The organism is Cellulomonas rhizosphaerae, from assembly GCF_003470205.1.
In the GTDB taxonomy this organism is placed as follows: domain Bacteria; phylum Actinomycetota; class Actinomycetes; order Actinomycetales; family Cellulomonadaceae; genus Cellulomonas; species Cellulomonas rhizosphaerae.
In genome coordinates this window covers 18,621-44,022 of sequence record NZ_QWKP01000215.1, presented here as the reverse complement: position 1 = coordinate 44,022, position 25,402 = coordinate 18,621, and the positions used below count along the sequence as shown (strand labels likewise).

Sequence of the window (25,402 nt, the reverse complement as noted above, 5' to 3'; positions counted from 1 at the left end):
CACTCGGGTCCGACACGTGCGCGGTCAGCCCTTCAGAGCCTCGTCGTCGGCGGTCTCTGCACCCTCACGGATGTGCTTCGTGACCCACGGCGCGAGCGCGAACATGACCAGCGCGAACGCGAGCGCAGCGATCCCGATGCCCCCGAAGTACGCAGCGTCCCCGACGTCCTCCGTGGCCTGGACCAGCTGCGCCGTGATGGCGTTGCCCGCGCTCGTGGCCAGGAACCACAGCGCCATGGCCTGCCCCCGGAACGCTTTCGGCGCGAGCAGCGTGGTCGCGGCGAGCCCGACGGGCGACAGGCAGAGCTCGCCGAGCGTCTGGATCAGGTACACCACGACGAGCACCCACCACGGCGACTTGCCGTCGCCCGCCTGCCACGCCGCGCCACCGAGGAACACGAAGCTGAGCGCGACGAGCGTCAGGCCGATCGCGAACTTCACGGCCGTCGGCGGGCGGTCGTCCAGCCGGAGCCACAACCAGGCGAAGACGGGGGCGAGCAGGATGATGAAAGCGGGGTTGAGCGACTGGTAGAAGACGGTGGAGATGGTGATCCCAGCGACCGTCCGGTCGGTGCTGTCCTCTGCGAACGACGTGAGCGTGCTGCCCGCCTGCTCGAAGATCATCCAGAACAGCATCGCCGCGACGAACAGCGGGATGTACGCCCGCAGGCGGGACCGCTCGCGCGCGGTGACCTTCGGCGAGCGGAACATCACCCAGAACGTCGCCACGGGCGCCGCGAGCGCGACGTACGAGAGCGCGTCGACGACGGTGTCCGCGGAGAAGCCGCCCTGCACCCAGACCGCGATGCCGAGTGCCACCAGGCATCCGGCACCGACCGCGACGAACAGCCGGGTGACCGGTCCGCGGTCGGCGGGCGTCAACGGGTTGGGCGGGACGTCGCCGGCACCGCCGAGGAGCTTGCGGCCCAGGACGAAGAAGACCAGCGCGATCGCCATGCCGACGGCCGCGACGGCGAAGCCCGCGTGGTACCCCCATGCCTCGCGCACGCCACCCACGACGAAGGGCGCCGCGAGCGAGCCGATGTTGATGCCCATGTAGAAGATCGAGAACGCCGAGTCGCGCCGCACGTCGTCGCGCGAGTACAGCTCGCCGACCATCGACGAGACGTTGGGCTTGAGCAGACCGGTGCCGAGCGCGACCAGCACGATGCCCGTGAACGAGAAGCCCGCGCCGGGTATCGAGAGGAAGACGTGGCCCGCGGCGATGACGATGCCGCCGTAGAGCACAGACCGCCGCGCACCGATCACGCGGTCGGCGAGCCAGCCGCCCAGCACCGAGACGAGGTAGACGGAGGCGCCGTACGCGGCGACCAACGCCTCGCCGGTCGTCTTGCCGAAGCCGAGACCGCCGTTCGCCGCGGTGTCGGTGATGTACAGCAGCAGGATGGCGCGCATCCCGTAGTAGCTGAACCGCTCCCAGAGCTCGGTGCCGAACAGCGTGAACAGGCCGAGCGGGTGGCCGAAGAACGCGTGGTCCCGCGGGACTCGGGGCTCGAGCGTCGCCCCGTCGGGCCCGCCCGGTTCGTCCGGCTTCGCCATCGCCCCATCGTGGCCGGTCAGCGCGCCGGGCACCAGCGTTCGCCGCCCGCGCCATCGCGAAATACGGTAACTCGGTGGCGAGCGTGCACTGGTTCCGACGCGACCTGCGCCTCGCGGACAACCCGGCGCTGGTCGCTGCTGTCGACCGCGCACGCGCCGACGACGGGCTCGTCGTCCCCCTTTTCGTCGTCGACCCAGCCCTGTGGCGGACCGCGGGCGCTCCCCGGCTCGCGTACCTCGCGGCGTCGCTTCGTGCGCTCGACGACGAGCTGGGCGGGCGCCTCGTCGTGCGCACCGGACGGGCCACCGACGTGCTGCCGGCCGTCGCGCGGGAGGTCGAGGCGAGGTCCGTGCACGTCACCGCGGCGACCGAGCCGTACGGGCGTCGCCGCGACGAGGCGGTCGCGCACGCGCTCGGCGACGTCGAGCTCGTCCCGACGGGCTCCCCGTACGCCGTCGCCCCGGGCCGACTGACGACGGGCTCGGGCACCCCGTTCCAGGTGTTCACCCCGTTCCGCAACGCGTGGCTCGACCACGGCTGGTCTGCCCCGGCGCCTCTCCCCCACACGCCCCGCTGGGCGCAGGTCCCGACCGACGGCGTGCCCGACGGGCCGGACGCCGAGGTGGACCTCCCGGCCGCGGGCGAGCGCGCGGCGCACGACCGCTGGCACCGGTTCCTCGACGACGCGCTCGACGAGTACGGCACCGAGCGCGACCGGCCCGACGTCGAGGGGACCTCATCGATGTCGATACCGCTCAAGTTCGGCGAGCTGCACCCGCGGACGTTGCTCGCCGACCTCGCGCAGCGGCAGGGCGCCTCGGTCGCGACGTTCCGGTCCGAGCTCGCCTGGCGCGAGTTCCACGCGGACGTCCTGTGGCACCACCCCTCGGCACGCACGCGGTCGCTGCGCGTGGTCGTCCCGGAGGACTCGTGGGCGCACGGAGCGGCGGCCGACGAGGCCTTCGTCGCCTGGACGCAGGGCCGCACGGGCTACCCGCTCGTCGACGCCGGCATGCGCCAGCTGCTGGCGACCGGCTGGATGCACAACCGGGTCCGGATGGTCGTCGCGTCGTTCCTCGTCAAGGACCTGCACCAGCGCTGGCAGCGCGGGGCCGACCACTTCATGGCGTGGCTCGTCGACGGCGACGTGCCGCAGAACCAGCTCAACTGGCAGTGGGTCGCCGGCACCGGCCGGGACGCGGCGCCCTACTTCCGGGTGTTCAACCCCGTGCTGCAGGGCGAGAAGTTCGACCCCGACGGCGACTACGTGCGGCGGTGGGTGCCCGAGCTGCGGGGCATCGCGGGCAAGGCCGTGCACCAGCCCTGGCGGGTCGGGACCCCGGAGGGCTACCCCGAGCGGATCGTCGACCACAAGGCCGAGCGCGAGGTCGCGCTCGAGGCGTACGGCAGGGGACGCTGAGGTCGGGACAAACGTCCCGCGGATCTTCACGGAACACGCACAAAGGTGGAGGCATGGCGCCGACGACGACGCCACACCGATCAGGTGAAACCCTCCTGGAAAGCACGATGATGACCGCCCTCCGTAGTGAAGAAGCCGTACCCACCGCCTCGGCGACCTCGGTCGTCACTTCGAGCAAGGCGCGGATCGCGCTGGCCCTCGCCCGCCTGACCACCGGCTTCATCTTCCTGTGGGCCTTCCTCGACAAGACCTTCGGCCTGCACTACAGCACCGGCGCGGCCGTGGCCGAGGGCAGCCCGAGCCTCTCGTGGATCGACGGCGGGACGCCCAGCCAGGGATTCATGAAGTTCGGCGCGATCGGCCCGTTCAAGGACGTCTTCGCCAACCTGGCGAGCCCGCTGACCGACTGGCTGTTCATGCTCGGCATGCTCGGCGTGGGTGCCGCGGTCATGCTCGGCATCGGCCTGCGCGTCTCGGCCGTCGCCGGCTCGCTCATCATGGCCATGATGTGGGTGGCCGAGTGGCCGCTGCAGCAGGGGTCCACGAACCCGCTGATCGACTACCACGTGATCTACGCGCTGGTCCTAATCATCGCCGCGCTGACGTTCGCCGGTGACACGTGGGGCCTCGGCCGCTGGTGGGCGAACCTGCCGATCGTGCAGAAGTACTCCTGGCTCCGCTGACGGCCAGGTAGGAGAACGAAGGGCGCGAACCCCGCGGGTTCGCGCCCTTCGTCGTGCGATCAGTCGAGCTGGCCCGCGCGGTACTCGTCCTCGAGGATCCCCATGATGATCGCGTCGCAGAAGCCGTCGCCGTCGCGGTAGGCGTCGCGCTTGCGGCCCTCGACGCGGAACCCGAGGTTCTCGTAGAGGGACTTGGCCCGGGCGTTGATGCTCAGCACGTCGAGCTCCACGCGGTGCAGCCCGATCCCGTCGAACGCGAACCCGAGCACGAGCTGGATCGCCTCCGTGCCGTAGCCGCGGCCTCGATAGGTCGGGCCCATCGCGAGCCGGAGGTTCGCGGAGCGCACCACCTCGTCGACCTCGTTGAGCACGATCTCGCCCCGGAAGCTGTCGTCCCCGTTCGCGGTGACCGCGAAGTCGTAGCGCCCCTCGGCCGTCGCCCGGCTCGCGCACCACGCGTCGATCTGCTCGCGCGTGAACTTCTCGGTGGTCCCCGTGAGCCGGTTGCCCTCGGGGTCGTCGAGCGACACCCACATCGCGTCGGAATCGTCTGCCCGGATGGGGCGCAGGGTGATCATCTCGCCCTGCAGCGTCGGCTTCTCCATCGACGTCTCCTCTCGTCCCCACGGACGGTACGGCGCACGTGTGGCAACGAGGTTACCGGGAGCGCTCGACAGCACTCCCGGACCACGCCGTCGTCAGGAGAACGAGCCCACCCGGGCGTCCTCGGCCTCCTCGATCGCTGCCCGCGTGGCGGCGCCCGTGTCCTTGAAGTGGCCGACGGTGGCGAGCACGAGACCGACGACGACCCAGCCGAGCAGGGCGAGCCACAGCGCCGCGGTGCCGGCCGCGGGGAAGTACGAGTGGTCGCGCAGCAGAGCGGCGGCGGCACCCGGCGGCATCCACTGCCCGATCGCGCCCCACGGAGCGGGCAGCATCTGCCAGGGGGCGGACGCCGACGCGATCGGGTTGGCCACGAGCAGGAACAGCACCGGCCCGATGGCGATGCCGGGGCGCCCGACGACCGACACGAACCCGACGATCACCGACGCGATCGCCGCGAGCGCGAGCGCGATGATCGCGGCGTTGACCAGGTACGCGCTCTGCAGCGCCCCGAACGCGCCCTGCAGGACGCCCGCGACCGCGAGCCCGCCGCCGACCGCGTAGACGCCCACGGCCGCGACGCGGCGCCACACGCCGACGACGACCAGCGAGATCCCGATGCCGCCGATCATCCCGCCGATCACCAGCGGCAGCGTGACGACGCCGAGGATCGCACCGCGGGGGTCCCCCGCGCTCAGCGGCACCACGTCGGTGACCGGCACCGGCGCGCCGAGCTGCTCGCCCAGCACAGGGGCCAGCGCGCCGAGCTGCTGGGCGACGACCGCGCTGCCGGCCGTCGCGGTGAGGATCTCCGGCTGGCCGCCCAGGACGATCGCGCCGTACACGTCGCGCGACTCGACGAGCGCCACCGCGCCCGCGCGGTCCGCGGCGCTCACCACGTCGAATGCGCCGGGCGCGCGCTCCTCGAGTGCGGCGCCGACCTGGGCGACGGCGGCCGGCGGCCCGGCCACGGCGAGCGGCAGGTCCCGGGTCTTCGAGGCGGCGCTCGGCCACAGGAAGGCCAGCGCGAGCAGGGTGACGACGGCCGAGAGGGCGACGCCGATGCCGAGCAGGCGGCGCCAGGGCGTGTGGACGGTCATGACGATCTCCTTCAAACCGAATGTTCGTTCTTGTTCAGGGTGCGACCTGCATCGTCGACTTGTCAAGAACGATCATTCGTTTTTATGCTGCGACGTGCCCAAGGTCACTGAGGAGTACCGCGCCGCGCGTCGGGACGAGATCGCCGACGCGGCCCTGCGGGCGTTCCGCCGGAAGGGCTTCCAGGCCGCGTCGATGGCGGAGATCATCGCCGAGTCCGGGCTCTCGGCGGGCGCGATCTACGGGCACTACCCGAGCAAGAGCGCGCTCGTCGTCGATGTCGCCGCACGGATCGTCGACGCGCGCATCGCGAGCATCGAGGAGCTTGCGACGCTGGACCCGATGCCGGCCCCGCCCACGCTCCCCCGCACGCTGCTGACCGCGATGCTGCACGAGCTCGGCGCACCCGGGCTCATGTTGCAGCTGTGGGGCGAGGGGGTCACCGACCCCGCCGTGCGGGACCTGGCCGCCTCCGTCGTCCACCGGATGCGCGCCACGCTCGGCGGCTACGTGTCGCAGTGGCACCAGCGCACGCACGGGACGCCCGCCGACCAGGCGGACGCGCTCGGCGTCGAGCAGGGTGCACTCTTCGTCGCGGCCGTGCAGGGGTACATCGTGCAGGCTGCGCTCGTCGCCGACTTCGACGGCGAGGCCTACCTCGCGGCGCAGGAGAAGTACCTGCCTCGGTGACGGGCGTGAGCCCCGGGATGCGTCGAAGACTTCGTCGCGCCTCGCGGCACGAAGTCTTCGACGAGCCGCGCGCCACGGGCGGACGCGGCCCGGCAGCCCAGTCAGGGCTGCCGGGCCGGACGGTCAGCCGTTGAGGCGCTCGAGCACCAGCTCGCGCACGCGGCCGGCGTCGGCCTGCCCGCGGGTGGCCTTCATGACCGCCCCGATGATGGCGCCGATCGGCCCCTGGTTGCCGCCCCGGATCTTCTCCGCGAGGTCGGGCTGCGCGGCCAGGGCCGCGTCGATCGCGTCGAGCAGCGGGCCGTCGTCGGACACGACCTCGAGGCCGCGCGCGACGACGACGGCCTCGGGCTCGCCCTCGCCGGCCAGGACGCCCTCGAGCACCTGGCGCGCGAGCTTGTCGTTGATCCGGCCGCTGTCGACGAGCGACTGCAGCGCACCGATCTGCGCGGGCGTGATCGGCAGGTCGGCCAGCTCGACCTCCTGCTGCTTGGCGGTGCGGGCCAGCTCGCCCATCCACCACTTGCGGGCTGCGGCCGGCGAGGCTCCGGCGGCGACCGTCGCCTCGATGAGCTCGACCGCTCCCGCGTTGACCACGTCACGCATCTCGGCGTCGGCGTAGCCCCACTCCCCCTGCAGCCGGCGGCGGCGGGCCGCGGGCAGCTCGGGGAGCGCGGCGCGGATCTCCTCGATCCACGCACGGTCCGGGACGATCGGCGCGAGGTCCGGCTCGGGGAAGTACCGGTAGTCCTCGGCGTCGGACTTGATGCGCCCCGACGTCGTGGTGCCCGTGTCCTCGTGCCAGTGCCGCGTCTCCTGCGTGACCGTGGCGTCCGCGTCCAGGACGGCCGCCTGGCGGCTGATCTCGTAGCGGACCGAGCGCTCGACCGAGCGGAACGAGTTGACGTTCTTGGTCTCGGTGCGGGTGCCGAGCGGCGACTCGGGCGTCGGCCGCAGCGAGACGTTGACGTCGGCACGCACGTTGCCGCGCTCCATGCGCGCCTCGGAGACCTCCAGCGCGCGGAACAGGTCGCGCAGCGTCTGGACGTACGCACGGGCCACCTCGGGCGCGCGCTCACCGGCGCCCGTGATGGGGCGCGTGACGATCTCCACGAGCGGGATGCCGGCACGGTTGTAGTCGACGAGCGAGTACTCCGCTCCGTGGATCCGACCCGTCGAGCCGCCGACGTGGGTGTTCTTGCCCGCGTCCTCCTCCATGTGCGCGCGCTCGATGTCGACGCGGAACACGGTGCCGTCCTCGAGCTCGACGTCGACGAAGCCGTCGAACGCGATGGGCTCGTCGTACTGCGACGTCTGGAAGTTCTTCGGCACGTCCGGGTAGAAGTAGTTCTTCCGCGCGAACCGGCAGCTCTCGGCGATCGAGCAGTTCAGCGCCAGACCGATCCGGATCGCGTACTCGACGGCCGTCTCGTTGACGACCGGCAACGCGCCAGGCAGGCCGAGCGAGACGGGCGTGACCGACGTGTTCGGCTCCTCGCCGAACCCGGCGGGCGCGCCGTCGAACATCTTGGTCGCCGTGCCGAGCTCCACGTGCACCTCGATCCCGATCACGGGGTCGAAGCGGGCGACGGCCTCGTCGTAGTCGACGAGGTCAACCAGCGCGCTCATCGGGTCTCCAGTTCCGGGGCGCGGCCCAGCAGCGGGCCACCCCACTCGTTCTCCAGCAGGGCCTCGAGCGCGGCACCGACCCGGTAGAGGCGGTCGTCCGCCTTCGCAGGAGCGAGCACCTGGAAGCCGACGGGCAGGCCGTCGTCGGACAGGCCGCTCGGCAGCGACAGGCCGGGGACGCCGGCCAGGTTCGCCGGGATCGTCGCGACGTCGTTGAGGTACATCGCCAGCGGGTCGTCGAGCTTCTCGCCGAGCTTGAACGCCGTGGTCGGCGCGGTGGGCGAGACCAGCACGTCGGCCTTCTCGAACGCGGCGCTGAAGTCGCGCTGGATGAGCGTGCGCACCTTCTGGGCCGAGCCGTAGTAGGCGTCGTAGTAGCCGGCCGACAGCGCGTACGTGCCGAGGATGATGCGGCGCTTGACCTCGTCGCCGAAGCCCTGGCCGCGCGTCGCGGACATCACGCGCTCGGCCGTCGGGTTGTCCTCGGGGATGACGCGCAGCCCGAACCGCATGCCGTCGAACTTGGCCAGGTTGCTCGAGGCCTCGGCCGGCAGGATCAGGTAGTACGCGGCGAGCGCGTACGTGAAGTGCGGGCAGGAGACCTCGACGATCTCGGCACCCGCCGAGCGCAGCAGCTCGAGCGACTCGTCGAAACGGGCCTGGACGCCGGCCTGGTAGCCCTCGCCCTGCAGCTCCGTGATGACGCCGACGCGCACGCCGGTCAGGTCGCCGTTCGCGCCGAGGCGCGCGGCGCCGACGAGGTCCGGCAGCGGCTCGTTGATGCTCGTCGAGTCGCGCGGGTCGTGGCCGCCGATGAGCTCGTGCAGCAGCGCGCTGTCGAGCACGGTCCGCGTGACGGGGCCGGCCTGGTCGAGGCTGCTCGCCAGGGCGATGAGCCCGTAGCGGGACACGCCGCCGTAGGTCGGCTTGACGCCGACCGTGCCGGTGACGGCCGCGGGCTGGCGGATCGAGCCGCCGGTGTCCGTGCCGATCGCGAGCGGCGCCTCGTACGCGGCGACGGCCGCGGCCGAGCCACCGCCCGAGCCGCCGGGGATCCGATCGAGGTCCCACGGGTTGTGGGTGTTGCCGTACGCCGAGTGCTCGGTGCTCGAGCCCATGGCGAACTCGTCCATGTTGGTCTTGCCGAGGATCGGCAGGCCCGCGGCCTTGATCTTCTCGACGAGCGTCGCGTCGTACGGCGGCACCCAGCCCTCGAGGATCTTCGAGCCGGCCGTCGTCGGCAGGCCCTGGGTCACGACGACGTCCTTGACGGCGATCGGCACACCCGCGAGCGGGTGCAGCTCCTCGCCGGCCGAGCGCCGCGCGTCGACGTCGGCGGCCGTGGCGAGCGCCTTCTGCGAGGAGACGTGCAGGAACGCGTGCACCGCGCCGTCGACGGCGGCGATGCGGTCCAGGTGCGCCTGGGTGGCCTCGACGCTCGAGGCCTCGCCCGAGGTCAGCGCGTCGGCCAGTGCCGCGGCGCTGAGCCGCGTGAGGTCAGCGCTCATGAGTCCTCCCCCAGGATCTGCGGGACGAGGAACTTGCCGTCCTGCGCCGCCGGGGCGGACGCGAGCACGGCGTCACGGTCGACCGTCGCGACGGGCACGTCAGTACGGAACACGTTCGACAGGGGCAGGGGGTGGCTGGTGGCCGGCACGTCAGGCGTGGCGATCTCGCTCACGCGCGCGACCGACTCGACGATCACGTCGAGCTCGCCGGCGAGCCGGTCCAGCTCGGCGGGAGTCAGGTCGATCCGGGCCAGCCCCGCCACGCGCGCGACCTCGTCGCGGGAGAGGGAGGACATGGGCCCGAGTCTAGTGGGGTGGCTAGACCACCCGGTCGACGGCCGCCGTGACGAGCGAGAGGAGCGCGCGGGCGTAGGCGTCCTCGGCCGTGTCCGCCGTGAACACCTGCTCGGGCCGGCCCGCGACCTCGACGAGCACCTGGTAGCTCCCGTCGGTCGAGCGGGCGAGCGAGCGGAACGTCCGGCCGAGCTTGGCGCGCAGCTGGTCCTCGCGCGGCAGCCACAGCGCGTCGTCCTGCGCGACCGAGTCGAGCGCCCACTCCGTGGTGCCGTTGAACCCCAGCACCGTGCCCGTGTCGTAGCGGTGCGCCTCGATGGTCATCTCGCTGATCGTGAAGACCTCCTCGTCCAGGCCGTCCACGAGCACGACGAACGAGTCGCCCGACGCGGGGTCCCACCGCAGCCCGGAGGCCCGCAGCAGGAGCGCGAGGTCGGTGGAGATCATCTCGTCAGTATCGCCCCCCAGGGCGCCCGGGGTCGGTCAGCGCACGCTGAACGCCGCGTCGAACGAGGCCGTCGGCGCCGCGAACGCGTTGCGGCGGACGAACTCGAGCGCGTCCGGCGCCCCGACCAGGCGGTCCATCCCGGCGTCCTCCCACTCCACCGAGATCGGCCCGTCGTACCCGATCGCGTTGAGCGCGCGGAACGAGGCCTCCCACGGCACGTCGCCGCGGCCCGTCGAGACGAAGTCCCACCCACGGTGCTGGTCGCCCCAGCCCAGGTGCGAGGAGAGCCGCCCGTTGCGCCCGTTGCCCACGCGCAGCTTCACGTCCTTGCAGTCGACGTGGTAGATCCGGTCCGCGAAGTCGCCGATGAAGTCGACCGGGTCGAGCTGCTGCCAGATGAAGTGGCTGGGGTCCCAGTTCAGGCCGAAAGCCTCGCGGTGGCCGATGGCCTCGAGCGTGCGCACCGTCGTCCAGTAGTCGTAGGCGATCTCGCTCGGATGCACCTCGTGCGCGAACCGCACGCCCACCTCGTCGAACACGTCGAGGATCGGGTTCCACCGGTCCGCGAAGTCCTGGTAGCCCGCGTCGACCGCGGCCTGCGAGACCGGCGGGAACATCGCGACGTACTTCCAGATCGACGACCCGGTGAAGCCCACCACGGTCTTCACGCCGAGCTTGGCCGCCAGCCGCGCGGTGTGCTGCATCTCGGTGGCCGCGCGCTGCCGCACGCCCTCGGGATCGCCGTCGCCCCACACGACGTCCGGGAGGATGTCGCGGTGCCGCTGGTCGATCGGGTCGTCGCACACGGCCTGGCCCTTGAGGTGGTTGGAGATCGCCCACACCTTCAGGCCGTGGCGTTCCAGGATCTCCAGCCGGCCCGCCACGTACTCCTCGTCGTCCCAGCGCCAGGGGTCCAGGTGGTCACCCCAGCAGGCGATCTCGAGCCCGTCGTAACCCCAGCCCGCGGCGAGGCGCGCGACCTCCTCGAACGGCAGGTCGGCCCACTGGCCGGTGAACAGCGTGATCGGTCGTGCCATCGGTCACATCTCCTTGGTCGGGGTCCACACGGAGTCGGCTCCTGCCGAGCGTTCCACGGCGTCGAGCACGCGCTGCACCTGCAGCCCGTCGGCGAACGTGGGCGTCGGGGCCGCGCCGGTGGCGATGCCGCCGACGAGGTCGACGACCTGGTGGGTGAAGGCGTGCTCGTAGCCCAGGCCGTGGCCCGCCGGCCACCAGGCACCGACGAACGGGTGCTCGGGCTCGGTGACCACGATCCGCCGGAACCCTGCGGTGGCGGCCGGCTCCGCGGCGTCGAAGTAGTGCAGGACGTTCATGTCCTCGAAGTCGAACGCGAGCGAGCCGGCCGACCCGTTGATCTCGAGCCGGATCGCGTTCTTGCGGCCGTAGGCGAACCGTGTCGCCTCGAAGGTCGCCAGTCCCCCGCCGGACATCCGGCCCAGGAAGATGGCCGCGTCGTCCACGGTCACCGGGCCTGTGCGCCCCGAGGACGACGACGCGCTCAGCCCGCTCGACGAGTCCGCGACCGGGCGTTCCCGCACGAAGGTCTCGAGCACCGCCGAGACCCCGGTGACCTGCTCGCCGGTGATGAACTGCGCGAGGTCGACGATGTGCGCGCCGATGTCCCCCAGCGCGCCCGACCCGGCCTTCTGCTTGTCCAGCCGCCACGACAGCGGCGCGGCGGGGTCGGCGATCCAGTCCTGCAGGTACTGCGCGCGCACGTGGCGGACGGTGCCGAGGCGCCCATCGGCGACGAGGCTGCGCGCGAGCTGGATCGCCGGCACGCGCCGGTACGTGAAGCCGACCATCGCGACGCCGGGGGCGAGCGCCGCTGCGGCGGCCATCGCCTCCGCCTCGGCGACCGAGTTGGCCAGCGGCTTCTCGCACAGCACGTGCTTGCCCGCCTCGAGCGCCGCGATGGCGATCTCGGCGTGCGTGTCGCCCGGCGTGCAGACGTCGACCAGGTCCACGTCGTCGCGCCCGACGAGCGCCTTCCAGTCGGTCTCCACGTCGCGCCACCCCTGGGTGGCCGCCGCGGCGCGGACCGCGGCCTCGTTGCGTCCCGCGACGACCGCCATGTCGACGGCGAGCGGGAGGTCGAAGAACCGCGGGGCGTTGCGCCACGCCTGCGCGTGCGCCACGCCCATGAAGGCGTAGCCGACCATCCCCACGCCGAGGCGCGGCCGATCGGTGGGTGCTGCTGGGGGTGCGGTCATGGTGGGCTCCTCGCGCCTCGTGCTGAGACCGGACGGGGTCCGAACAAGGCCGGGCGGGCCGCAGGGCTGCAGCGGCCCGCCCGGACGAGGTCAGGACTCGAAGGCCGTCGGCAGGTACTTGTCGACGTTCGTCTTGGTGACGACGGGTGCGTACAGCTGCACCTTGCGCGGCACCTCGACCTCGACCAGGTCGCTCATCGACTTGCCCTGCACGAGGAGCCGGGCGAGCTTGATGCCGTCCGCGGCCTGCGTGGACGGGTAGATGACCGTGGCCTTGAGGACCGTGTTGTCGGCCTTGATGGCGTCCATGACGTTCTTCGAGCCGGCGCCGCCGACCATGAAGAACTCGTCGCGGTTGGCGTTCTGGATGGCCGCGAGGACGCCGACGCCCTGGTCGTCGTCGTGGTTCCAGATGGCGTCGAGCTTGGGCGCCGCCTGCAGGAGGCTGGCTGCGGCCGCCTCGCCGCCCTGGACCGTGAAGTCGGCCGCGACGCGGTTCGAGACCTTGAGGCCGCAGGTGCCGAGCGCGTCGGCGAACCCCTTGCTGCGGTCCTGCGTCAGCGGCAGCGAGTCGATACCGGCGATCTCGGCGACCTTGGCGTCGGTCTTGCCCTTGAGCTGCTCGCAGATGTAGGCGCCGGCGCTGACGCCCATGCCGTAGTTGTCACCGAGCACCGTGGTGCGCGCGGCGTTGGGGTCCGAGAACTCGCGGTCGACGTTGACGACGACGATGCCGGCGTTCATGGCCTTCGTCGCGACCTCGGTCAGGGCTGCTCCGTCGAAGGGCAGCAGCACGATGGCGTCGACGCCGTCGTTGATGAACTGCTCGATCTGGCTGATCTGCACGTTGACGTCGTTCGTGCCCTCGGCCTTCTTGAGCTCCACGTCGGAGTACTTGCCGGCCTCGGCGACCGCGGCCTTCGTGATGGCGCCCATCCAGCCGTGGTCGGCCGCGGGGGCGGAGAAGCCGATGACGACCTTGTCGCCCGGCTCGTCGTTGCCCGACGAGGCACCGGGCTGGACGGCCGCGGTCGACGTGTCGTCGCTCGGGTCCTCCTCCGGGGTGTTCGACGTGCAGCCGGACACGACGAGCGTGAGGGCGGCTGCGGTGCCGGCGATGGCGAGCCAGCGGCGGCGCAGGGGTGCTGCGGACATGGCGATCCTCCTTGATCGGGTGGTGCAGGGGACGTGCGTGCGTGCGGGACTCAGGTACTGGTGCGGGAGCGCTCGGCGAGCCGCTGCTGGAGCAGGACGGCGGCGACGATGATCACGCCCTTCGCCACGTTCTGCGCCGAGCTCGACAGGTTGTTCTGCGTGAACACGTTGGTGAGCGTCGAGAAGATCAGGACGCCCAGGACGGTGCCGACGATCGTGCCGCGACCGCCGATGAGGAGCGTGCCGCCGACGACGACGGCCGCGATCGCGTCCAGCTCGTAGAACTGGCCGTTGGTGGAGCTGCCGGCCGTGGTGCGGCCGAGCATCATGACCCCGCCGATGCCCGCGGCGAGACCCGCGAGCGCGTAGAGGTAGGTGGTGTGGCGCTTGACGTTGATGCCGGCCAGGCGTGCGGCCTCGGGGTTGCCGCCGACCGCGATCGTGCGCCGGCCGAACGTGGTCCGGTTGAGCAGGACCCAGCCGCCGATGGCGACGACCGCGAAGATCCACACGATGGTCGGGATGCCCAGGGGGTCCGCCCGGAAGAAGTCGAGGAAGCTCTGCACCTTGACGACCTGCGTCTGGCGGTTCGCGATGATCTCCGCGAGGCCTCGTGCGGCGACCATCATCGCGAGCGTCGCGATGAACGCGACGACCTTCCCGTAGGCGATCAGCACGCCGTTGACCAGCCCCGCCCCGAGCCCGACGAGCAGCGCGACGCCCACCATGACGAGCCAGTGCGTGTCGTTCGCCATCGTCTGCGTCGCGAGCGTGCTCGCCCAGACCGAGGCCAGGCCGAGCACGGACCCGACGGACAGGTCGATGCCGCCACCGGTGATGACGAAGGTCATCCCGATGCTCAGCACGCCGGTGACCGCGGCCAGGCTCAGGATCGTGAGGATGTTGTTGACGCTGAGGAACCGGTCGCCCGCGGTGATCACGCCGACCGCGCACAGCGCGACCAGCGCGACGACCAGGCCGAGGTTGCGACCCGCGGCCCCGCTGAGCAGGCCCCTGCGCTTGGCAGGGGTGGTGGCCTTCTCCACCCGGGCGGACTCGTCCGCTGCCGGCACCTTCGCCGTGAGGTCCTGGTCGCTCACGCGGCACTTCCTTCCATGACGAGGTCGAGCACCCGGTGCTCGTCGATCTCGGACGTCGGTCCCTCATGGACCACGCGCCCGTCGGACACCACGAGGACGCGGTCGGCGAGGCCGAGCACCTCCTCGATCTCGCTCGAGACCACGACGACGGCGGTACCGCGTGCGGCGAGCTCGGCGATCAACGCGTAGATCTCCGCACGTGCACCGACGTCGACGCCGCGGGTCGGCTCGTCGAGCAGCAGCACCCGGCAGCCGTGCACGAGCCAGCGGGCGAGCAGCACCTTCTGCTGGTTGCCGCCGGACAGGGTGCGCGCGTGGCGGTCGCCATCGGCGGGCCGCACGTCGAGCGCGGTGATCTGCTGCCCGGCCTCGCGCTTCTCGGCACCCTCGTCGAGGAAGCCCGCGTTGGCGGTGCGGGCGAACGTGGACAGCGTGATGTTGCGGTAGACCGGCTCGTCCAGCAGCAGACCTTGGCTCTTGCGCTCCTCGGGGCACAGCCCGATGCCCGCGCGCACCGCATCGGGCACCGAGCCCGCCTTGAGCGCGGTGCCGTCGATCTCGACGCGTCCGGTCGTGGCCCTGCGGGCGCCGAACACGGTCTCGAGGATCTCCGAGCGCCCGGAGCCGACGAGCCCCGCGAGCCCGACGACCTCGCCCGCCCGCACGTCGAAGGAGACGCCGCTGAACGCGCCCCGCAGGCCGAGGTCCTCGACGTGCACGAGGGTCGGGGCGTCGTCGGCCACGGGTGGACGACGCGGGATCGCGTACTCGACGTTGCGGCCGGTCATCAGGCGGATGAGCTCGGCGGTCGGGGTGTCGGCCACGGCGAGCCCGCTGGCGACCGTGCGGCCGTCCTTGAGCACCGTGATCCGGTCGCCGATCTGGCGGATCTCCTCGAGCCGGTGGGAGATGTAGACGACGGCCACACCCTCGGCGGTCAGGTCGCGCACGACCCGGAAGAGGTTGGCGACCTCCTCGGAGTCGAGCACCGCCGAGGGCTCGTCCATGACGATCACCCGCGCGTCGTGCGACAGCGCGCGGGCCATGCTGACGATCTGCTTGCCCGCGGCGGACAGCGTGCCCACCTCGCGCCGGGGCGAGATGCCGCTGTGCCCGAGCCGCGCGAGGAGCTTCCTGGTGTGCGCGATCACCGCGCGACGCTGGGAGAAGCCGGCGGTGGCGAGCTCGTGGCCCAGGTAGATGTTCTCGGCGACCGACAGGCCGTCGACGACGTCGAGCTCCTGGTACATCGTCGCGATGCCGAGCTTCAGGCCTGCGACCGGGTGCGGGATGGTGACGGGCTCGCCGTCGATGAGGATCTCGCCCTCGTCGGGCTGGTGGGCGCCCGCGAGCACCTTGATGAGCGTGGACTTGCCCGCGCCGTTCTGGCCGAGCAGGCAGTGCACCTCGCCGGCGCGGATGTCGAGGTCCACGCCGTCGAGGGCACGGGCGCCGGGGAACTGCTTGACGATGCCTCGCATCGTGAGCAGCCCGGCTGTCTGGGGGTCGTCGGTGACCATGCGGACGAACGTAGGGATACTTCTGTCGGACGTCAAGCAAAAGTCGAGAGTTCTGTGGCAGAGTTATGCGAACGTGATCCGCACAAGTCCGCGGTCGGCACGCGAGAGGGCCACGAGGCGGGTGCCGCGCTCGTGACCGGGACAGGGGTGGTTCACTGTGCGCATGGACGAGCTGACCAAGTTCGCCCCCAGGCCGACAGGTGCCGGGGAGATGTTCCAGCTCCTCCGTGACGGGCAGCCGCGCACCCGCGCTGACCTGGCAACTCTCACCGGCCAGGCCCGGTCGACGATCGCCGCGCGGGTCGACCTGCTGCTCGCCTCCGGCTTCGTCGCCCCCGCAGGCGAGGCCACCTCGACGGGTGGGCGCCCGCCCGCGACGTTCCGGTTCAACCCCGCCGCCCGCGTCGTGCTCGCCGTCGACCTCGGCGCGACGCACTCACGGCTCGCGCTGACCGACCTGTCCGGCAACGTGCTCGCCGAGCACGCCGAGCAGATCGCGATCGCCGAGGGGCCCGAGCCCGTGCTCGACCGCGTCGTCGAGCTCGCGCACGAGCTTCTCGCCTCGGCCGGGCGCCCCGACTCCGACCTGGTCAGCGTCGGCATGGGCCTGCCCGGGCCCGTCGAGCACTCGACGGGGCGTCCCATCAACCCGCCGATCATGCCGGGCTGGGACGACGCGGACGTGCCCGGGCTGCTCAACCGCCGCCTGCACGTGCCGGTGCTGGTCGACAACGACGTCAACATCATGGCGCTCGGCGAGCACACCTCGCAGTGGCCGGCGGTCGACCACCTGCTGTTCGTCAAGGTCGCCACGGGCATCGGCGCGGGCATCATCTTCGACGGCGCGATCCGCCGCGGCGCGCAGGGCTCGGCCGGCGACCTCGGCCACATCGCGGTCCCCGGCGGGCTCGACCTGCCGTGCCGCTGCGGCAACACCGGCTGCCTCGAGGCCGTCGCGAGCGGACCCGCGATCGCCTCGGCGCTCACCGCCCTGGGCACCGCCGCGTCGAGCGGCGCCGACGTGGTCGCCCTGGTCCGCGCGGGCGACCTCGACGCGAGCCGCGAGGTGCGCGAGGCCGGCCGACACATCGGCGGCGTGCTCGCGGCGTGCGTGAGCATGCTCAACCCGTCCGTCATCGTCATCGGCGGCCAGGTCGCCGAGGCGGGTGAGCACCTCATCGCCGGCATCCGCGAGGTCGTCTACCGGCGCTCGCTCCCGCTGGCCACCCAGCACCTGCGCATCGTCGCGTCCCGCACCAAGGGCCGCGCCGGCGTGCTCGGCGCGAGCGCCATGGCGGCCGACCACGTGCTGTCCGCGGCCGCGATCGACGCCCACATCGCGTGAACCTGAACCCCCCACAAGCCAACGAAGACCAGGAGGACACCGTGACCCGTCAGGCACTCGTCGTGCGTGGAGGCTGGGACGGCCACGCCCCCGAGGAGGCGGCCGACCTGTTCGTGCCGTTCCTGCGCGAGCACGACTTCGACGTCACCGTCGAGGGCTCGCTCGAGGTGTACGCCGACACCGAGTTCATGGCCGCGACCGACCTCATCGTCCAGTGCTGGACGATGGGCGACATCCTGGCCGACGAGCTGCGGGGCCTGCGCACGGCCGTCGCGGCGGGGACCGGCTTCGCGGGCTGGCACGGCGGGATCGTCGACTCGTTCCGCATCGCCACCGACTACCTGCAGCTCGTCGGCGCCCAGTTCGTCGCGCACCCGCGCGGGATCGTCGAGCACACGGTCGCGATCACCCGGCCGGACCACCCGCTCGTCGAGGGCGTCCACGACTTCTCGCTGCACTCCGAGCAGTACTGGTTGCTCACCGACCCGCTCAACGAGGTGCTGGCCACCACGACCATCACGCCCGGCCCGGACGACGAGTGGCACGCACCCGTCACGTCCCCCGCCGTGTGGACCCGGCGCTGGGGGGCCGGGCGCGTGTTCGTCGCGACCCCGGGCCACCAGCTCGCGGACCTCGAGACCCCGGCGCTGCGGACGATCATCGAGCGCGGACTGCTCTGGGCAGCCCGGTAGCGCCGAGCGCGGTCAGACAATCGCGGCCGGCGCGCTAGCAGCCTCCCGCGAGCGGTCCGTCCCCCGCGCGCACGAGCTCGCGGTAGCGGTAGGCGTCGGCCGGCTGGAAGCCGAGGCCCGCGTACAGCAGAGCGGCGCCCGCGTTGTGCGCCTCCACCTGCAGGAACACGCGCCGCGCACCGCGCTTACGGGCCGCCGCGAGCGCGCGCAGCGTGAGCTCCCGCCCGAGCCCGGCCCGACGCAGGGTCGGGTCGACCACGAGGCTGGACAGGCCGGCCCAGTCCTCCGCGTAGGCCACGCGGATCACGCCACCCACGTGGTTGTCGACGACCGCGGTGAGGTAGTCGGCGGGCGCGCCGACCAGGACCTGCCGGGCGATCGCGTGGTCGGCGCCGGCCTTCTTCACACCGAGCCAGGCGGTCAGCCAGGCCGCGTCGGGCTCGGTCGCGTTGCGGACCTGCAGGTGCGGCCGCGCGGGCTCGGGAGTGCCCGGGCCGAGGCCACGCACGAGCACGTCGGTGTCCGACGCGATCGCGTAGCCCCGCTCCTCGAGCTGGGCCTCGAGCAGGACGTCGGACGCGCTCACGCGCACGATCGACGGCTGCCCCGCAGCGGCGTACAGCGCCTCGACCGCGGTGATCTCCGCGGCGGACGTGTCCCGGCCGGGCACCGCGCTGTTGGCCCGCCGGGTCACCCCGCCCGAGAGCCCGACGCGCCATCCCCCGGACGTGACCTCGACGTGCGTCGGCGGCCACGTCGCCTGCTCGACGAGCACGCCCGGCGCCTCGGGCGGCGTCCACGTGTAGGCGCGCAGGTGGACCTCGACGTGACCCCAGTCGCGGTGGGGCTGCGGCACGAAGCCGAGCCGCCCGTACAGCCGCTGCGCGGTGGTCATCGCGTCCAGGGTCGAGAGCACGATCCGCCGCGCGCCGGCGACGACGCACTGCCGCATCGCGGCGCGCATGAGGGCCTCGGCGATCCCCCGGCCCCGTGCCTCGGGAGCGACCGCGAGCATCCGCAGCTCGAGCTCGCCCGGCTCGGCGATCTCGGCGTACGACGTGCCGTGCGGCGCGAGCGTGATGGTCCCCACGACGACGGGCGTGCCGTCCGACGCCTCGACGGTCGCGACCAGCAGCGTCGCCTCCGCCGCCCGGCGCTCGGCGTCACGCAGCTCGCTCGTGTAGCCCTCGTCGGGGTCGACGAGCTCGTCCGCGAGGTACGCCTCCGCGGTGAGCGCCCCGGCGTCGGCGATCTGCGGGCCCGCCGCGACGGCGATGACCGGCGCGGCGCTCATGCCGACGCCCCCTCGGCCACCGCGGCCTCGTCGTCGGCCGCGGTCTCGTCGTCGGCCGCGGTCTCGTCGTCGGCGGGTAGCGCCACGCCCGCCGGTCCGGACGCGAGCAGCGCCTCGAACCCTGCCTCGTCCAGGATCCGCAGACCGAGCTCGCGCGCCTTGGTCTCCTTCGAGCCCGCGTTCTCCCCCACCACGACGTAGTCGGTCTTCTTCGAGACGCTCCCGGCCGACTTCCCGCCGCGCGACAGGACCGCCTCCTTGGCCTCGTCGCGGCTGAACCGCTCGAGCCCGCCGGTCACGACCACGGTCAGTCCCTCGAGCGTCCGTTCTTGCCCCGCGACCGCCTCGTCCGCCATCCGCACGCCGGCGGCCCGCCAGCGATCGACGACCTCGGCGTGCCACGGCTCGGCGAACCAGTCGAGGATCGACTGTGCGATCGTCGGCCCCACGCCCTCGACCGCCGCGAGCCGCGCGCCCGCCTCGGGCTCTGCGAGCGCCGCCCGCAGCGCATCCATCGACCGGAACTCCTGCGCGAGCGCGCGCGCGGCCGTCGGTCCGACGTTGCGGATGCTCAGCGCGACGATCACGCGCCACAGGTCCTTGGTCTTGGCCAGGTCGAGCTCGTCGAGCAGCGTGCGCGCCGCCTCCGACGGGCCCCAGTCGGGCAGGTCGGTCGTCGCCGCGGCGCGCTGCGCCTTGGTCCACGTGAGCCGGCGACGGAACGGGGTGCGCCGGCGCACGTTGCCGTCGTCGTCCTCGCGCGGCAGGCCCGTCTCCGGGTCGCGCACGACGACCTGGATCTCGCCGAGCCTCGCGAGGCTGCGCTCCCGGACCGCGGTGCGCTCCTCGTCCGAGGCGTCCGGGCCGTAGCCCACCAGGTCGAACAGGTCCGCCTCGGTGCGCAGCGGCGGCGTCTCGGGCACGTCCGGCTGCGTGAGCGCCGCGGCGGTCACCTCGCCGAGCGCCTCGATGTCGAGCCCGCCGCGCGACCCGATGTGCTCGACCCGGCCGCGCACCTGGGCGGGGCAGGACTCGGCGTTCGGGCAGCGCAGGTCCACGTCGCCCTCGCGCATCGGCCGCAGCGGCGTGCCGCACTCGGGGCAGTCGGTCGGCATCTGCCACTCGACGCGCGGGTAGCCGTCGTCGCGCAGCGCGTCGACCGCGCCCACGATCTCCGGGATCACGTCGCCCGCCTTGCGCAGCACCACGACGTCGCCGACCAGCACGCCCTTGACCCTGACCACGTCCTGGTTGTGCAGCGTGGCCTGCCGCACCGTGCTGCCTGAGACGAAGACGGGCTCCATGACGGCGAACGGGGTCGCGCGACCGGTCCGACCGATGCCGACCTCGATCGCCACGAGCCGCGTGTTCACCTCCTCGGGCGGGTACTTGTACGCGATCGCCCACCGCGGGGCGCGGCTCGTGGACCCGAGCCGCCGCTGCAGCACGATCTCGTCGATCTTCACGACGATGCCGTCGATCTCGTGCTCCACGTCGTGCCGGTGCTCGCCGTAGTGCTCGATCATCTCGCGCACCCCGTCGAGCCCCTCGACCACGCGCGTGTGGCCCGAGACGGGGATCCCCCAGCCGGCGAGCAGGTCGTACACCTGCGACTGCCGCTCGACAGTGGTCCCCGAGCCCGCGGGCCAGCGCAGCGCGCCGATCCCGTGCGCGTACATCCGCAGGTCACGACCCGCCGTGACGCGCGGGTCCTTCTGCCGCAGCGAGCCGGCCGCGGCGTTGCGCGGGTTCGCGAACGGGCTGCGGCCCGCGGCGACCTGCGACTCGTTGAGAGCCGCGAAGGCCTCGACCGGGAAGAACACCTCGCCGCGCACCTCGATGAGGTCCGGATGGGTGGCTGGGTCCCCCGCGAGCTCGTGCGGGATGGTCGAGATGGTCCGGACGTTGAGCGTCACGTCCTCGCCCGTCCGGCCGTCGCCGCGGGTCGCGGCGCGCACCAGGCGGCCCTTCTCGTAGAGCAGGGCGATCGCGAGCCCGTCGATCTTGAGCTCGCACAGGTAGTGCAGGGGGTCGGACGTCTCGAGGTCGCGGTGCGCGCGGTCCGCCCACGTGCCGATCTCCTCGGTGGAGAACGCGTTGTCGAGCGAGAGCATGCGCTCGACGTGGTCGACCGAGGTGAACTCGGTGGAGAACGTGCCGCCCACGCGCTGCGTCGGCGAGTCCGGTGTGCGCAGCCCGGGGTGGGCGTCCTCGAGGGTCTGCAGCTCGCGCAGCCGCTCGTCGTACTGGGCGTCCGAGGAGGTGGGCGCGTCGCTGATGTAGTACGCGAACTGGTCCGCCTCGATCAGGTCGGCCAGCTCGGTCCACCTCCGACGCGCGTCCGCCGGGATCTCCACCTGGTTCTCGTCGCTCACCCGCACATCATCGCGCGGACCGCCCACAGGCGCGTCAGCGCGCGGCGCGCCGCCGCGAGAGCACGAGCAGCGTGATCGTCCCGGCAGCGCCGGCGACGAGCAGGACCAGTGCGACGGTGATCAGCGTCGTCGAGGTGTCGGCGACGACGATGTCCTCGCGCGCGCCGTCGACCACCCACGAGCACACGGACGCCGGCGGCATGATCTCGTAGTGCACGCGCGCCTGCTGGAGCGGGCCGTCGGTCGCGCCGAACGCCACGAGGCAGGGCGTGTCGCCCGCGTCGGTCGCGGCGATCGTCGTCTTGGCGACGTTCGTCCACGCGGCGACGAGGAGCACGAGCCCGACGATCGCCGCGGCCGTCGACACCAGCATCAGGACAGCCCTGCGCACGGCGGGGTTGCTCACGTCTCGCTCCGTTCGGTCACCAGCCGCGCGCACCGCACGGCACCGGCGAGCGCCGCGCGGGCGTCGTCGGGAGAGGCTGCGGCCGGCGGGTCGCCGGCCAGGATCACCACGTCGCGCAGCGCGGCGGCCGGCAGGCCGACCGAGCGCCACGGCCGGGTCACGGTATCGGCCTGGCCGACGACGTCCGGCCCGGCGCACTGCGAGGACGCCTGCGGCGGGGCCTCGGCCCACAGCCGCATCCCACCCTCGACGGCCTCCGCCACGCGCTCCCAGCCCGGCTCGCCGAGCCCCGCGACCGCGAGCGCGAAGGCATCGGCGCCCGACGAGCGCAGCGCGGGCAGCGACGACCACGCGGTCCCGCCGTGTACCGCGACCGCCGCGGCGCCGCCGGCGCGCGCGCCCGTGACCACCGCGGAGAGCCGCTCGGCCGCGACCGGGCCCGGCACGCGCCGCAGCGCGGAGTAGCCCGAGAACGTGGGCAGCACGCCGGCCAGCACCTGGGCCAGCAGCGGCTCGTGCACGAGCACCTGGACCTGCGCGCCCGGGACGGCCCGGCGCACCGCGACGAGGTGCTCGCCGATCCCGGCGGCCAACGACTCGGAGAGCTCGTGCACCGCGCCGGTGTCGGCGAGCACGCGGTCGCCCCGCGCGAGGTAGAGCACCGCGGCCAGCGTCAGCGGGCCGAGCACGGGCACGAGCAGCGGGCCGACGTACCCGTGCGCGGCGACCGCGAGCGCGTCGAGGTCCTCGCGCGCGAAGGCCTGCGCGCGGCCGACGTCGCCGCCGGGACGGTCGGACAGCTTCCAGCCGTGCGGGCCGAGCTCCGTGGGCAGCTCGACCAGGAGCGCGGCGGCCGAGCCGGTCCGGTCGCCCCAGGGCCCGCGCGCGGGCAGCGTGGGCGTGAACGGCAGGCCGATGACCTCGTCGGGCAGGTCCGTGAGGTCGCCGACAACGACGGACGCCGCCTCGAGCGCGTCCGACCCGGGCCACCGGCCCGTGCCGCTGACAGCGGTCACGAGGCCGCCACGGCAGCACGACGCGACGACGTCACCGTCGCCTGCCCCAGCACGCGCGTGCCGTCGAACAGCACGAGCGACTGCCCCGGTGCCACGCCCCGCAGCCCGTCCGCCAGCGTCACCTCGACCGAGTCCCCGGCCACCCGGGCCCGCGCTGCGACGGGAACGCCATGCGCCCGCACCTGGACCGAGCACTCGAGGTCGGCGGAAGGCGTCCCGAACCACACGGCCCGGTCCGCGGCGACGACGTCGACGAGCAGCTCGTCGGCCGAGCCGACCACCACGCGGTTGTTCACCGGCTCGATCGAGAGCACGTACCGCGGCTTGCCGTCCGCGGCGGGGCGGCCGAGCGCGAGGCCGCGGCGCTGCCCCACCGTGTACGCGTAGGCGCCGTCGTGCTCGCCCACGACCTCGCCGTCGCTGTCGACGATGTCGCCCGGCTGCGACCCCAGGCGCGCGCGCAGGAAACCCTGGGTGTCGCCGTCGGCCACGAAGCAGATGTCGTAGGAGTCGGGCTTGGCCGAGACCGAGAGCCCCCGGGCGGCCGCCTCGGCACGGGTGACCTCCTTGGAGGGCACGTCGCCGAGCGGGAACATCGAGCGCGCGAGCCGCTCCGGGCCCATCACCGCGAGCACGTAGGACTGGTCCTTGGCCGCGTCGAGCGCGCGGTGCAGCTCGCGCGTGCCGTCGTCGCGCACGACGATGCGCGCGTAGTGGCCAGTGCACACGGCGTCGAACCCGAGCGCGACCGCCTTGTCGAGCAGCGCGGCGAACTTGATGTGCTCGTTGCAGCGCACGCAGGGGTTGGGCGTGCGCCCGGCCTCGTACTCGGACAGGAAGTCCGCGACGACCGTCTGCTCGAACTGCTCGGACAGGTCCCACACGTAGTACGGGATGCCCAGCACGTCGGCCGCGCGTCGCGCGTCGCCCGCGTCCTCGATCGAGCAGCAGCCGCGTGAGCCCGTGCGGAACTGGTCGCGCGTGCGCGACAGCGCCATGTGGACGCCGACGACGTCGTGCCCCGCGTCGACCGCGCGCGCGGCAGCGACCGCCGAGTCGACCCCGCCGGACAGGGCGGCCAGGACGCGCATCAGCGCACCCCCGCCAGGCCCGCGGCACGAGCCCGGTCGACGACGGCGGGGAGGGTGGCGACCAGCGCGGCGACGTCGTCGGCCGACGAGGTGTGGCCGAGCGAGAACCGCAGCGCGCCGCGCGCGTCGTGCTCGTCGACCCCCATCGCCAGCAGGACGTGCGACGGGCGCGGGACGCCCGCCTGGCACGCCGATCCCGTGGAGGCCTCGATGCCCGCGGAGTCGAGCAGGTAGAGCAGCGAGTCCCCCTCGCAGCCCGGGAACGTGAAGTGCGCGTTGAACGGCAGCCGGCGCGCAGTGTCGACCGGGCCGCGCAGCTGCGCGTCGGGCACGGCCGCGAGCACGCCCGCGACGAGCTCGTCGCGCAGCGCCGCGATGCGGGGTGCGACCACGGGGCGCGCCGCGACGGCCTCGTCGACCGCCGCCGCGAACGAGACCAGCAGCGCCGCGTCGAGCGTCCCGGACCGCACGCCGCGCTCCTGCCCGCCGCCGTGCTGCACGGGCATGAGGTCGAGCCCGCGGCGCGCGAGCAGCGCACCCGTGCCGCCCGGCCCGCCGACCTTGTGCCCGCTGACCGTCATCGCGTCGAGCCCGGAGGCCGCGAAGTCCACCGGCACCTGGCCGACGGCCTGCACCGCGTCCGCGTGCACCGGCACGCCGTACCGCCGCGCGAGCGAGACGACCTCGTCGAGCGGCTGCAGCGCGCCGACCTCGTTGTTCGCCCACATGACCGACAGCAGCGCGGCCTGCTCGCCGTGCCGGTCCAGCTCGTCGCGCAGCGCGTCCACGTCGAGGACGCCGTCGGAGTCGACCGGGAGCAGCACGAGCTCGGCGCCCGTGTGCTCGGCCATCCAGAACGCCGGGTCCAGGACCGCGTGGTGCTCGACCGCGGAGACGAGGATGCGCCGGCGGGTCGGGTCCTCGCGGCGCCGGGCCCAGAACAGCCCCTTGACGGCGAGGTTGTCGGCCTCCGTGCCGCCCGAGGTCCACAGCACGTCCGACGGGCGCGCGCCGAGGGCCGCGGCGAGCGACTCGCGCGACTCCTCGACGACCCGGCGGGCCGCCCGGCCGGAGCCGTGCAGGGATGACGGGTTGCCCGTGCGGGTCATCTCGTCGGTCAGCGCGCGCACCGCGCCCGGCAGCATGGGCGTGGTCGCCGCATGGTCCAGGTAGACGGTCACGGGCACGAGTCTACGAACTGGAGCGGACTCTCCCCGCACGCACCCCCTGCGACCTGGCA

Annotated in this window: 23 protein-coding genes; 5 read left to right on the top strand and 18 right to left on the bottom strand. The window is 73.0% G+C overall.

What is annotated here, in order from left to right; all coding sequences use genetic code 11:
• Positions 1-24 precede the first annotated feature (24 nt).
• Entirely contained in the window at positions 25-1,560 is a 1,536-nt protein-coding gene (locus tag D1825_RS14530; RefSeq protein WP_118768127.1) for a peptide MFS transporter, read from the bottom strand.
• Between the two features lie 74 nt (positions 1,561-1,634).
• Between D1825_RS14530 and D1825_RS14525 the strand changes: the two genes are divergently transcribed.
• Positions 1,635-2,981, top strand: coding sequence for a cryptochrome/photolyase family protein (locus D1825_RS14525; RefSeq protein WP_118768126.1), 1,347 nt, complete (start codon positions 1,635-1,637; stop codon positions 2,979-2,981).
• Between the two features lie 110 nt (positions 2,982-3,091).
• Positions 3,092-3,664: a DoxX family protein gene (locus tag D1825_RS14520; protein ID WP_118768125.1), complete on the top strand. Its 573-nt coding sequence runs from the start codon at positions 3,092-3,094 to the stop codon at positions 3,662-3,664.
• Positions 3,665-3,723: 59 nt separating this feature from the next.
• Here the strand turns inward: D1825_RS14520 and D1825_RS14515 are convergent, their stop codons facing one another.
• Both D1825_RS14515 and D1825_RS14510 read right to left on the bottom strand, forming a co-directional pair.
• Positions 3,724-4,269 (bottom strand): GNAT family N-acetyltransferase, encoded by a 546-nt coding sequence (locus D1825_RS14515; RefSeq protein WP_118768124.1) that lies wholly within the window; start codon positions 4,267-4,269, stop codon positions 3,724-3,726.
• A gap of 93 nt (positions 4,270-4,362) precedes the next feature.
• Positions 4,363-5,367: a hypothetical protein gene (locus tag D1825_RS14510; RefSeq protein WP_138067691.1), complete on the bottom strand. Its 1,005-nt coding sequence runs from the start codon at positions 5,365-5,367 to the stop codon at positions 4,363-4,365.
• Positions 5,368-5,461: 94 nt separating this feature from the next.
• Between D1825_RS14510 and D1825_RS14505 the strand changes: the two genes are divergently transcribed.
• Positions 5,462-6,055 (top strand): TetR/AcrR family transcriptional regulator, encoded by a 594-nt coding sequence (locus tag D1825_RS14505; protein ID WP_158580742.1) that lies wholly within the window; start codon positions 5,462-5,464, stop codon positions 6,053-6,055.
• Between the two features lie 123 nt (positions 6,056-6,178).
• On the opposite strand, the gene gatB is transcribed toward D1825_RS14505, so the two are convergent.
• The 9 genes from gatB to D1825_RS14460 all read right to left on the bottom strand — a co-directional run bounded on the left by gatB (position 6,179) and on the right by D1825_RS14460 (position 15,943).
• Positions 6,179-7,684, bottom strand: coding sequence for an Asp-tRNA(Asn)/Glu-tRNA(Gln) amidotransferase subunit GatB (gene gatB, locus D1825_RS14500; protein WP_118768121.1), 1,506 nt, complete (start codon positions 7,682-7,684; stop codon positions 6,179-6,181).
• A complete protein-coding gene (gatA, locus tag D1825_RS14495) occupies positions 7,681-9,192 on the bottom strand; it encodes an Asp-tRNA(Asn)/Glu-tRNA(Gln) amidotransferase subunit GatA (protein WP_118768120.1) in 1,512 nt (503 codons plus the stop codon). Before gatA ends, gatB begins: the two co-directional genes overlap by 4 nt.
• Complete coding sequence (gatC, locus tag D1825_RS14490; RefSeq protein ID WP_118768119.1) at positions 9,189-9,488, bottom strand: Asp-tRNA(Asn)/Glu-tRNA(Gln) amidotransferase subunit GatC; 300 nt, start codon at positions 9,486-9,488, stop codon at positions 9,189-9,191. The genes gatA and gatC overlap by 4 nt, the downstream gene beginning before the upstream one ends.
• A gap of 22 nt (positions 9,489-9,510) precedes the next feature.
• Complete coding sequence (locus tag D1825_RS14485; RefSeq protein WP_118768118.1) at positions 9,511-9,933, bottom strand: pilus assembly protein CpaE; 423 nt, start codon at positions 9,931-9,933, stop codon at positions 9,511-9,513.
• A gap of 36 nt (positions 9,934-9,969) precedes the next feature.
• On the bottom strand, positions 9,970-10,971 hold the full coding sequence (locus D1825_RS14480; protein ID WP_118768117.1) for a sugar phosphate isomerase/epimerase family protein: 1,002 nt from the start codon (positions 10,969-10,971) through the stop codon (positions 9,970-9,972).
• A gap of 3 nt (positions 10,972-10,974) precedes the next feature.
• Positions 10,975-12,168 carry a Gfo/Idh/MocA family protein gene (locus D1825_RS14475; protein WP_118768116.1) on the bottom strand — a complete coding sequence of 398 codons (1,194 nt, stop codon included), beginning with the start codon at positions 12,166-12,168 and terminating at the stop codon, positions 10,975-10,977.
• Between the two features lie 90 nt (positions 12,169-12,258).
• Positions 12,259-13,323, bottom strand: coding sequence for a substrate-binding domain-containing protein (locus D1825_RS14470; RefSeq protein WP_118768115.1), 1,065 nt, complete (start codon positions 13,321-13,323; stop codon positions 12,259-12,261).
• 50 nt (positions 13,324-13,373) lie between these two features.
• Positions 13,374-14,423 (bottom strand): ABC transporter permease, encoded by a 1,050-nt coding sequence (locus D1825_RS14465; protein WP_118768114.1) that lies wholly within the window; start codon positions 14,421-14,423, stop codon positions 13,374-13,376.
• Positions 14,420-15,943: a sugar ABC transporter ATP-binding protein gene (locus D1825_RS14460; RefSeq protein ID WP_118768113.1), complete on the bottom strand. Its 1,524-nt coding sequence runs from the start codon at positions 15,941-15,943 to the stop codon at positions 14,420-14,422. Before D1825_RS14460 ends, D1825_RS14465 begins: the two co-directional genes overlap by 4 nt.
• A 163-nt stretch (positions 15,944-16,106) precedes the next feature.
• Here D1825_RS14460 and D1825_RS14455 point away from each other — a divergent pair, with 163 nt between their 5' ends.
• Entirely contained in the window at positions 16,107-17,288 is a 1,182-nt protein-coding gene (locus tag D1825_RS14455; protein WP_118768112.1) for an ROK family protein, read from the top strand.
• 41 nt (positions 17,289-17,329) lie between these two features.
• A complete protein-coding gene (locus D1825_RS14450) occupies positions 17,330-17,980 on the top strand; it encodes a ThuA domain-containing protein (RefSeq protein WP_118768111.1) in 651 nt (216 codons plus the stop codon).
• Between the two features lie 34 nt (positions 17,981-18,014).
• Here the strand turns inward: D1825_RS14450 and D1825_RS14445 are convergent, their stop codons facing one another.
• From D1825_RS14445 to D1825_RS14420, 6 genes are read right to left on the bottom strand one after another with little or no spacing between them, the layout of a single operon-like run.
• Positions 18,015-19,274 carry a GNAT family N-acetyltransferase gene (locus D1825_RS14445; RefSeq protein WP_118768110.1) on the bottom strand — a complete coding sequence of 420 codons (1,260 nt, stop codon included), beginning with the start codon at positions 19,272-19,274 and terminating at the stop codon, positions 18,015-18,017.
• A complete protein-coding gene (gene ligA, locus D1825_RS14440) occupies positions 19,271-21,655 on the bottom strand; it encodes an NAD-dependent DNA ligase LigA (RefSeq protein WP_407643337.1) in 2,385 nt (794 codons plus the stop codon). Before ligA ends, D1825_RS14445 begins: the two co-directional genes overlap by 4 nt.
• Before the next feature lie 28 nt (positions 21,656-21,683).
• Complete coding sequence (locus D1825_RS14435; RefSeq protein ID WP_118768108.1) at positions 21,684-22,055, bottom strand: hypothetical protein; 372 nt, start codon at positions 22,053-22,055, stop codon at positions 21,684-21,686.
• Complete coding sequence (locus D1825_RS14430; RefSeq protein ID WP_118768107.1) at positions 22,052-23,071, bottom strand: uroporphyrinogen decarboxylase/cobalamine-independent methonine synthase family protein; 1,020 nt, start codon at positions 23,069-23,071, stop codon at positions 22,052-22,054. Before D1825_RS14430 ends, D1825_RS14435 begins: the two co-directional genes overlap by 4 nt.
• Positions 23,068-24,162: a tRNA 2-thiouridine(34) synthase MnmA gene (mnmA, locus tag D1825_RS14425; RefSeq protein WP_118768106.1), complete on the bottom strand. Its 1,095-nt coding sequence runs from the start codon at positions 24,160-24,162 to the stop codon at positions 23,068-23,070. Before mnmA ends, D1825_RS14430 begins: the two co-directional genes overlap by 4 nt.
• Complete coding sequence (locus D1825_RS14420; protein ID WP_118768155.1) at positions 24,162-25,343, bottom strand: cysteine desulfurase family protein; 1,182 nt, start codon at positions 25,341-25,343, stop codon at positions 24,162-24,164. The genes mnmA and D1825_RS14420 overlap by 1 nt, the downstream gene beginning before the upstream one ends.
• Positions 25,344-25,402 lie beyond the last annotated feature (59 nt).

Bases quoted from the DNA above. Each gene is read 5' to 3' on its own strand.
- D1825_RS14470 (WP_118768115.1), bottom strand. From the start codon at position 13,323: ATGTCCGCAGCACCCCTGCGCCGCCGCTGGCTCGCCATCGCCGGCACC.
- D1825_RS14445 (WP_118768110.1), bottom strand. From the start codon at position 19,274: ATGAGCGCCGCGCCGGTCATCGCCGTCGCGGCGGGCCCGCAGATCGCC.
- D1825_RS14475 (WP_118768116.1), bottom strand. From the start codon at position 12,168: ATGACCGCACCCCCAGCAGCACCCACCGATCGGCCGCGCCTCGGCGTG.
- D1825_RS14460 (WP_118768113.1), bottom strand. From the start codon at position 15,943: ATGGTCACCGACGACCCCCAGACAGCCGGGCTGCTCACGATGCGAGGC.
- gatB (WP_118768121.1), bottom strand. From the start codon at position 7,684: ATGAGCGCGCTGGTTGACCTCGTCGACTACGACGAGGCCGTCGCCCGC.
- gatC (WP_118768119.1), bottom strand. From the start codon at position 9,488: ATGTCCTCCCTCTCCCGCGACGAGGTCGCGCGCGTGGCGGGGCTGGCC.
- mnmA (WP_118768106.1), bottom strand. From the start codon at position 24,162: ATGCGCGTCCTGGCCGCCCTGTCCGGCGGGGTCGACTCGGCGGTCGCT.
- D1825_RS14515 (WP_118768124.1), bottom strand. From the start codon at position 4,269: ATGGAGAAGCCGACGCTGCAGGGCGAGATGATCACCCTGCGCCCCATC.
- D1825_RS14520 (WP_118768125.1), top strand. From the start codon at position 3,092: ATGACCGCCCTCCGTAGTGAAGAAGCCGTACCCACCGCCTCGGCGACC.
- gatA (WP_118768120.1), bottom strand. From the start codon at position 9,192: ATGAGCGCTGACCTCACGCGGCTCAGCGCCGCGGCACTGGCCGACGCG.
- D1825_RS14455 (WP_118768112.1), top strand. From the start codon at position 16,107: ATGGACGAGCTGACCAAGTTCGCCCCCAGGCCGACAGGTGCCGGGGAG.
- D1825_RS14510 (WP_138067691.1), bottom strand. From the start codon at position 5,367: ATGACCGTCCACACGCCCTGGCGCCGCCTGCTCGGCATCGGCGTCGCC.
- D1825_RS14530 (WP_118768127.1), bottom strand. From the start codon at position 1,560: ATGGCGAAGCCGGACGAACCGGGCGGGCCCGACGGGGCGACGCTCGAG.
- D1825_RS14485 (WP_118768118.1), bottom strand. From the start codon at position 9,933: ATGATCTCCACCGACCTCGCGCTCCTGCTGCGGGCCTCCGGGCTGCGG.
- D1825_RS14480 (WP_118768117.1), bottom strand. From the start codon at position 10,971: ATGGCACGACCGATCACGCTGTTCACCGGCCAGTGGGCCGACCTGCCG.